We start from the raw sequence: 7,081 nt of genomic DNA, 5'->3' as shown, positions 1-7,081 counted from the left end.
TCCGGGCCCGGGCGAGCGCCGCGTCCGCCGAGGTCACCAGCGCGTGCGGGAGCCCGGCGATCGCGTCCATGAAGGCGGGGGCGCCGGCGACGGGAACGACCCCGTCGAGGTCGGCGGTCTCCTCGGCCAGGATGACGCGGTTGTCCGCGTGGTTCTCCTCCATCGGGCGGTCGGGCAGGAGGAGCGCCATCGTGGCGTACCCCTGGCGTCCGTGCACCACCTTGAGGACCTCGTCCCCGTCCAGGCCCTGCCGGTCCGCCCAGCGGCGCCAGCAGCGTTCGACGACGGCGTCCGAGTTGACGAGGGTGCCGTCCATGTCGAGGAGGAGGGCGCGGGCGGTGAGCGGTGCCGGGGTGGTGGCGGCCATGAGGTCTCCAGAGGGGTGGCGCGGAGAACAGAGTGGACCCGCCCGCCGGTCAGGGAGTGCGAGCGGGGCCACTTTGTTTTTTCACGATACAAAACCGGGGGCGGTCTTGGCCACCCCGTCCGCCGCATCGAGCGGACCCGGAACTGCCGTCGGGGTCAGATGTGGGGCGTGTTCCGCTCCAGAACCTCGCGGGTCGCGGGGCCGTACACGCCCCTCGGGTCGTCCTGGATGTACATCCACGACTGGTACGCCTTCACCGCGCGCCAGACGCCCTGGTCGTACTCGCCGTCCAGCGGCCCGCTGTAGGCGCCCACGTCGGTCAGCCGCTCCTGCAGCTCCCGCACCTCCGCCCCGCTGTCCCCGTAGTCCAGCGTGCGCGGCTCCTCCGTGGGTTCCTCCGTCTCCTCCGGGGGAGGCGGCGCGACCGGCCGGGTGCTCGGTTCGCCCGTGCCGGTCGTGGGCGCCGCCGGGCCCGTGGAGGCGGGGCCCGCCGGGGCGCCCGGCGCCGTCGACGTACCGGAGGCCGACGGGGACGCGGTCGCGGGACCCGGGGAGGGGCCGGAGGGAGAGGCGGAGGTCGAAGGGGAATCCGAGGCCGTAGGGGTCGCCGAGCCGGACGGGGAGGCGGAGCTCTCCCGCGTCGACGGGGGTGCGGAGGACGGCTCGGAGCCCTCGGAGGACGGCGTCGCGGTGGACGGTGCCTCCGAGACGGCGACGTTCAGCGACGCGCTCGTGGTCACCTCGGGCACGGCCGCGCGGTCCTCGCGTTCGCCGCCGAAGCCGAGCACCGCCGCGGCGAGGGCCGCCGTGCCCGCCACGGCCGCGGCCGACACCAGGACGACCGTCCCGCCCCGCCGGGCACCGCGCCGACGCGGTCCGGCCCCGTCGCGCACGCCCGCCGCGCCCACCGCGCCCACCGCGCCGACTCCGCCGAGCAGCACGGGCCTCGTCTCGTCGCCGGCGCCACCGCCACCGCCGTACGGCTCCGGGCCCACCTCGTACGCCTCCGGGCGGCCCGCCCTGTACGACCCCGCGTCCGCCCCGCGGCTCCCGTCCGCCCCGTACGTCCCGGCGTCCCCGTACATCCCGCCCGTCACGTCCTCCGGGCGGACCGCAGTCAAGCGCGCAGTCGGCGGATCCTCCCCACCGACCCCACCACCCCCACCAGCAGGATCCCGCCCCCCGGACCCCGCGTCCCCCGTCTCCGCCGCCTCCAGCGTCACGTACGGCCGGATGCGCAGCGGATCGAAGTCCTCGGCCGCCGCCACCTCCGCCGCGAGTTCGGCCGCCCGGGCGCACGCGCAGCCAGGTCTGTGTCCACCGCATTCAGCACAGACGTGTCCGGTCATGATGGGTCCCCTCCCCGAAACAACTGCGAGCGATTATGCAGTCCGCCCCCTTCGGGCGGGTGAACACACGTGCCCCTCGGCAGGCCATATCCGGACATTCGGATCATGATGGAGGGAACCTCCGAGGAGACGCCCATGGCCCAGGACATCCGCTCGCCCCAGCTCGGCGGCGGCCCCGCGCCCGGAGCGGGGCAGAGCCACCGCGGGGTCCTCGTCGCGATCGGCGCGCTGCTGCTCGGCATGCTGCTCGCCGCGCTCGACCAGACCATCGTGTCGACCGCCCTGCCGACCATCGTCAGCGAACTCGGCGGCATGGAACACCTTTCCTGGGTGGTCACCGCCTACATGCTGGCCGCCACCGCGGCGACCCCCCTGTGGGGCAAACTCGGCGACCAGTACGGGCGGAAGAAACTCTTCCAGTCCGCCATCGCCATCTTCCTCGTCGGCTCCGCCCTCTGCGGCATCGCCCAGAACATGCCGCAGCTCATCGCCTTCCGCGCGGTCCAGGGCCTCGGCGGCGGCGGGCTCATGGTCCTGTCGATGGCGATCGTCGGCGACCTCGTGTCGCCGCGCGAGCGCGGCAAGTACCAGGGTCTCTTCGGCGCCGTCTTCGGCGCCACCAGCGTGCTCGGCCCCCTGCTCGGCGGTGTCTTCACCGAGCACCTCTCCTGGCGCTGGGTCTTCTACATCAACCTGCCGGTCGGCATCGTCGCCCTCTTCGTCATCGCCGCCGTCCTGCACATCCCGGTCCGCTCCACCCGCCACACCATCGACTACCTCGGCACCTTCCTCATCGCCTCCGTCGCCACCTGCCTCGTCCTCGTCGCCTCCCTCGGCGGTACGACATGGGCCTGGGGCTCGGCGCAGATCATCGGCCTCGCCGTCCTCGGAGCCGTACTCCTCGTCTGGTTCGTGCGCGTCGAACGGCGGGCGGCCGAGCCGGTCCTGCCGCTCAAGCTGTTCCGGGTACGGACCTTCACGCTGGTCTCCGTCATCAGCTTCGTCATCGGCTTCGCGATGTTCGGCGCGATGACCTACCTGCCGACCTTCCTCCAGGTCGTCCAGGGCGTCACCCCGACCATGTCCGGCGTCCACATGCTGCCCATGGTCTTCGGCGTGCTCCTCACCTCCACCGCCTCCGGGCAGATCGTCTCCCGCACCGGCCGGTGGAAGGTCTTCCCGATCCTCGGCACCGCCGTCACCGCCCTCGGCCTGCTCCTCCTCCACCTGCTGAGCGAGACCAGTTCCACCTGGCGGATGAGCGTCTACTTCTTCGTCTTCGGCGCGGGCCTGGGACTGGTCATGCAGGTCCTCGTCCTCGTCGTGCAGAACGCCGTCTCCTACGAGGACCTGGGCGTCGCCACCTCCGGCGCCACCTTCTTCCGCTCCATCGGAGCCTCCTTCGGCGTCGCCGTCTTCGGCACGATCTTCACCAACCGGCTCACGCACAAGCTGGAGGACGTCTTCGCCGGCGCCGGACCCGGCGTGCCACCCGGCACCGGGCCCGAGCAGGTCGCCGCCGATCCGCGTGCCATCGGGGCGCTGCCGCCCCCACTGCGGCCGTCCGTGCTCCACGCGTACGCCACGTCCATCACCGACGTCTTCCTGTACGCGGCACCGGTCGTCCTCCTCGCCTTCGTCATCTCCTGGTTCCTCAAGGAGGACCGGCTGCGCGGCTCCGTCACCGCGCCCGACACCAGCCAGACGCTCGCCTCCAACCCGGTCGAACGCTCCTCCTACGACGAATGCGCCCGCGCCCTGTCCGTCCTCGGGTCCCGGGAGGGACGCAAGGCGGTGTACGAGAAGATCACCGCCCGCGCCGGGCTCGACCTGCTGCCCGCGTCGAGCTGGCTGCTCCTGCGCATCCGCCGGCACGGGTCCGTCGAACCGGCGCTGCTCGCCGAGAGCACGCCCGTGCCGCTGCGGGCGATCACCGAGGCGGCCCGGGAGGTGGAGGGCCGGCGCCTGGCCCGCAGGGAAGGACTCCAGCTGATGCTCACCGACGAGGGGGTGATGGCCGCGACGAAGCTGGCCAAGGCCCGCGAGGACTCGCTGGCCGAACTCCTCGGCGACTGGTGGGGGCCGGACCGGCCCACCGATCTCGTACGGCTCGTGGAGGAGCTGACGGCCGAGCTGAACGGCTCGGACGCGGAACGGCCGCACGCGCCGCAACCGCCCCGCGACCACCACGTCTGAGAGGCGGCGTCACGCCGCCGTTCCCAGGCCGGCGAGGCGCTCCGCCCGCGACCGGGCGGGCAGGCCGGGCGGCGGCTCAGAGCTCCTTGCCGTACCAGATCTCCATGTACGGGCCGGTGCAGTACGCCGGTATCTCCGCGTACCCGTGCCGCGTGTACAGCGCCCGCGCCTCGATCAGGTCCAGGCGCGTGTTCAGCACCATCCGGCGGGCGCCGAGTTCCCGCGCGGCGTCCTCCAGATGCGCCAGGAGCGGCCCCGCGCCGCCCTTGCCCCGGTAGGCGTGCCGCAGGAACACCCGGGTCAGCTCGGCACGCTCCTCGTCGAGGAGCAGGACGCCACCACATCCGGCCGCCTCGCCGGCGAAGCGGGCCACCAGGAACGCGCCGGTGGGCGCGGTCAACAGCTCCACCCCGTCGTTCGCCAGGCCCTCGTCGACCTCCGCCTCGGTGGCGGGCCGCTTCCAGTAGCGGCCGGCGACGTCGCCGTAGTAGTCGCGGCGCAGGGCGGTGGCGTCCGGGGTGTCGACGCGCTCGGGGGTGAAGGTCCAGGTCATGCGCGCCATTCTGGGACGCGCACGACACCGGACGCACCTCAGTTCTTCGGGGACGCCTGCTGGACGACCTCGAACGACCACAGGGTCGAGCCCGAGGCGGCGGGCTTCGGGCGCTCGGCCCCGCCCTCACCGCCGGCCGTGCCCTGGTGGGCGGCCTTCATGGAACCGTTCATCCAGGCCTGGAAGTCCTCCTCACTGCGCCACCGGGTGTACACCAGGTACTGGTCGGTGCCCTCCAGCGGGCGCAGCAGCTCGAACCACTCGAATCCGTCGGACCCCTCCACGGCCCCGGCCCGCGAGGCGAACCGCTGCTCCAGGACTTCCCGCTGCTCCGCGGGGACGGTCAGGACGTTGATCTTCACGATGCTCATGGAGGGCAGGATATGACCCCGCACCCCGCCTCGTCGGCGTGCGTGCGGTCTTCCGCTCCCGCCGGTGCGGTGTGGTCGCGTGGTCAGGCGCCCGCGACGAGAAGCGCGGCGATCGTGTCGGGGTTGGGCCCGGTCGTCGCCCATTCGAGAGGGGAACGGCCCGTTCCGTGGTCCTCGCGGAGCTGGGGGTCGGCGCCGTGGGCGAGCAGCGCGCGCACGGTTTCGGTGTGGCCCCAGCACGCGGCCGCGCACAAGGGTGTGCCTTCCGCGCCGTGTCCGCTCTCGGTGTCCGGCGAGGCCCCGGCTGCCAGCAGGCACAGGACGTTGTCGGTCGCCCCGGCGACGGATGCCGCGTAGAGCGGTGTGGTGCCCTCGGCGTCGCGGGCGTCCGGGCAGGCCCCGGCCCGCAGCAGAGCGCGGATGCGGGTACGGTCGCCGAAGGCCGCCGCCTCGACGAGGCGCCGGTTCAGCTTCTTCCGCCGTCGTCTGTTCACGCTCGCTCAGGCCGGCCTCGGGGCGCGCGCGGTGCGGGAGGCGTCCTGCCGCGGGAACGGCCCCTTGCTTGCCGCGAGCCGGGCATGATGCGGAAGGCCGCCCCCGGGGGAGTGGCTCGGCCCGTTCACGTTCCCGACGCTCATGGAGGCAGGATATGGCCCCGCACCCCGCGAACGATCACCTCGGACGCGCCGCCGACGCGGTGCGGGAGTGGGGCGGCCGGTGGGTGGAGCGGTTCGGGGCGCGGGACTTCGTGTGCGCGCCCGCCGGGCTGTGGCTGGCGCTCGGCGTCGTGGCCGCGGGGGCGCGGGGGCGGACCGCCGCGGAGCTGCGGGAGGTGGTCGGGGCCGGCGGGGAGGCGGCGGCCGAGGCGGTGACCGAGGTCGGACGGCGGATCGGCGAGGGGGCGGTCGGGGCCGCGGTCGCGACCGGGGTGTGGAGCACGGTGCCGGTGCTCGGCTCCTTCCGGAGCGGGTTGCCGGACGTACGGTTCGGGACGCTGCCCGGCGCGGCGTACTTCGCGCTTCCCGACACCGCTTCCGGCGCCACGGACGATCTGTCCTTCGAACCGGGGGACGCGGACGCCCAGGGCGCGATCGACACCTGGGTACGGGGGGCCACGGGCGGCAGGATCGCGCGGCTGCCGTTGGAGCTGGACGGTTCGGAGGAGCTGGTGCTGGTCAACGCCGTGGCGCTGAAGGCCTCATGGGCGAGCGCCTTTCCCCGGCGCCTCACCCGGGACGCGCCCTTCACGGACGGCGACGGGGTCACCCGGCCGGTACCGACGATGCACCGGCGCGTGCCGGGCGCCTGGGCGTGGCGGACGGGCCGGGTCACCGTCGTGGAGCTGCCCTGCGCGGGGGAGGGGGCGCCCCGGGTGCGGTTCGCGCTCGGCCCCCGGGACGCGGGGCCGAGCGAGGTGATCGCCGCCGCCTGGGCCGGCGACGACGGCGACCGTGTCCCGCTCGGCGCGCGGGCCGTCGACGTCGCCCTGCCGCGTTTCTCGCTGCGTACGCGGACCGACGTGACCGGCGACCTGCCGGCCCTCGGCGTCACGCACGCCGTGCGCCCCGGGGCTGACTTCTCCGGGCTCTCGGCGGCGGACCTCTTCGTCTCCGGGGTCGCGCAGGAGGCGCTGGTCGAGATCGCCGAGGAGGGGGTGGAGGCCGCGGCCGTCACCCAGGTGACCATGGCCCGCAGCGCGGCACCGCCCCGTCCCGAAGCGGTGGAACGGGTCGCCTTCGACCGGCCGTTCGGCATGGTCGTGCTCGACGCGACGGGCCGGCTGCCCCTCTTCGCCGGCTGGCGGCGCACCGCGCCCGTCGCCTGAGGCCCCTGCCGACGGGGGCCGGACGGGGTTGCCGGTCGACCGTCAGCCGGTCACGCGGGCGATCAGCAGCCCGTCGTATCCCTTCGTGCCGACCGTCTGGAGGGCGGTCGCGTCGAGGCGCGGTTCGCGGGCGACGAGGTCGAACATCTCGCGGGTGCCGGTGATCGCCGGGTCGTCCGGGTGCGGGGTGACGACCTTGCCGCCGCGTACGACGTTGTCCACGACGATCAGGCTGCCCGGGCGGCTCAGCTTCAGCGCCCAGGAGACGTAGTGCGGGTTGTTGACCTTGTCGGCGTCGATGAAGACGAAGTCGAAGGGGCCCGCGCCCTCGCGCTCCAGGAGCGGGAGGGTGTCGAGGGCGGCCCCCGTGCGGATCTCGACCCGCTTGCCCAGGCCGGCGCGGGCGATGTTGGCGCGGGC

Annotated in this window: 8 protein-coding genes; 2 read left to right on the top strand and 6 right to left on the bottom strand. The window is 74.0% G+C overall.

From position 1 onward, the window contains the following. Together RIF68_RS21345 and RIF68_RS21340 are read right to left on the bottom strand one after the other, a co-directional pair. Nucleotides 1-367: HAD family hydrolase (locus RIF68_RS21345; RefSeq protein ID WP_375165729.1), on the bottom strand; the 367-nt coding region annotated here is incomplete at its 3' end. Nucleotides 368-522: 155 nt separating this feature from the next. Continuing rightward, complete coding sequence (locus RIF68_RS21340) at nucleotides 523-1,488, bottom strand: peptidoglycan-binding protein (RefSeq protein WP_309052894.1); 966 nt, start codon at nucleotides 1,486-1,488, stop codon at nucleotides 523-525. A 363-nt stretch (nucleotides 1,489-1,851) separates the two neighbouring features. Here RIF68_RS21340 and RIF68_RS21335 point away from each other — a divergent pair, with 363 nt between their 5' ends. Then, a complete protein-coding gene (locus tag RIF68_RS21335) occupies nucleotides 1,852-3,912 on the top strand; it encodes an MFS transporter (RefSeq protein ID WP_309052895.1) in 2,061 nt (686 codons plus the stop codon). A gap of 76 nt (nucleotides 3,913-3,988) precedes the next feature. Here RIF68_RS21335 and RIF68_RS21330 read toward each other — a convergent pair whose 3' ends face one another. The 3 genes from RIF68_RS21330 to RIF68_RS21320 form a co-directional block, all read right to left on the bottom strand. Continuing rightward, nucleotides 3,989-4,465, bottom strand: a complete 477-nt coding sequence (locus RIF68_RS21330; protein WP_309052893.1) for a GNAT family N-acetyltransferase — start codon at nucleotides 4,463-4,465, stop codon at nucleotides 3,989-3,991. A 38-nt stretch (nucleotides 4,466-4,503) separates the two neighbouring features. Then, nucleotides 4,504-4,836 carry an antibiotic biosynthesis monooxygenase gene (locus RIF68_RS21325; protein WP_309052892.1) on the bottom strand — a complete coding sequence of 111 codons (333 nt, stop codon included), beginning with the start codon at nucleotides 4,834-4,836 and terminating at the stop codon, nucleotides 4,504-4,506. A gap of 83 nt (nucleotides 4,837-4,919) precedes the next feature. Then, on the bottom strand, nucleotides 4,920-5,330 hold the full coding sequence (locus tag RIF68_RS21320; protein WP_309052891.1) for an ankyrin repeat domain-containing protein: 411 nt from the start codon (nucleotides 5,328-5,330) through the stop codon (nucleotides 4,920-4,922). 155 nt (nucleotides 5,331-5,485) lie between these two features. Between RIF68_RS21320 and RIF68_RS21315 the strand changes: the two genes are divergently transcribed. Further along, entirely contained in the window at nucleotides 5,486-6,661 is a 1,176-nt protein-coding gene (locus tag RIF68_RS21315; RefSeq protein WP_309052890.1) for a serpin family protein, read from the top strand. A 42-nt stretch (nucleotides 6,662-6,703) separates the two neighbouring features. Here RIF68_RS21315 and RIF68_RS21310 read toward each other — a convergent pair. Then, on the bottom strand, nucleotides 6,704-7,081 hold a 378-nt coding region (locus RIF68_RS21310; protein WP_309052889.1), incomplete at its 5' end, for a class I SAM-dependent methyltransferase.

The organism is Streptomyces sp., assembly GCF_031178505.1.
Lineage (GTDB): Bacteria > Actinomycetota > Actinomycetes > Streptomycetales > Streptomycetaceae > Streptomyces > Streptomyces gulbargensis.
Note: the sequence above shows the minus strand (reverse complement) of the source record. Positions and strands in the feature narration are given on the sequence as shown.

Excerpts from the sequence above, each read along its gene's own strand:
- RIF68_RS21335 (WP_309052895.1), top strand. The coding sequence starts at position 1,852 with ATGGCCCAGGACATCCGCTCGCCCCAGCTCGGCGGCGGCCCCGCGCCC.
- RIF68_RS21330 (WP_309052893.1), bottom strand. The coding sequence starts at position 4,465 with ATGACCTGGACCTTCACCCCCGAGCGCGTCGACACCCCGGACGCCACC.
- RIF68_RS21325 (WP_309052892.1), bottom strand. The coding sequence starts at position 4,836 with ATGAGCATCGTGAAGATCAACGTCCTGACCGTCCCCGCGGAGCAGCGG.
- RIF68_RS21315 (WP_309052890.1), top strand. The coding sequence starts at position 5,486 with ATGGCCCCGCACCCCGCGAACGATCACCTCGGACGCGCCGCCGACGCG.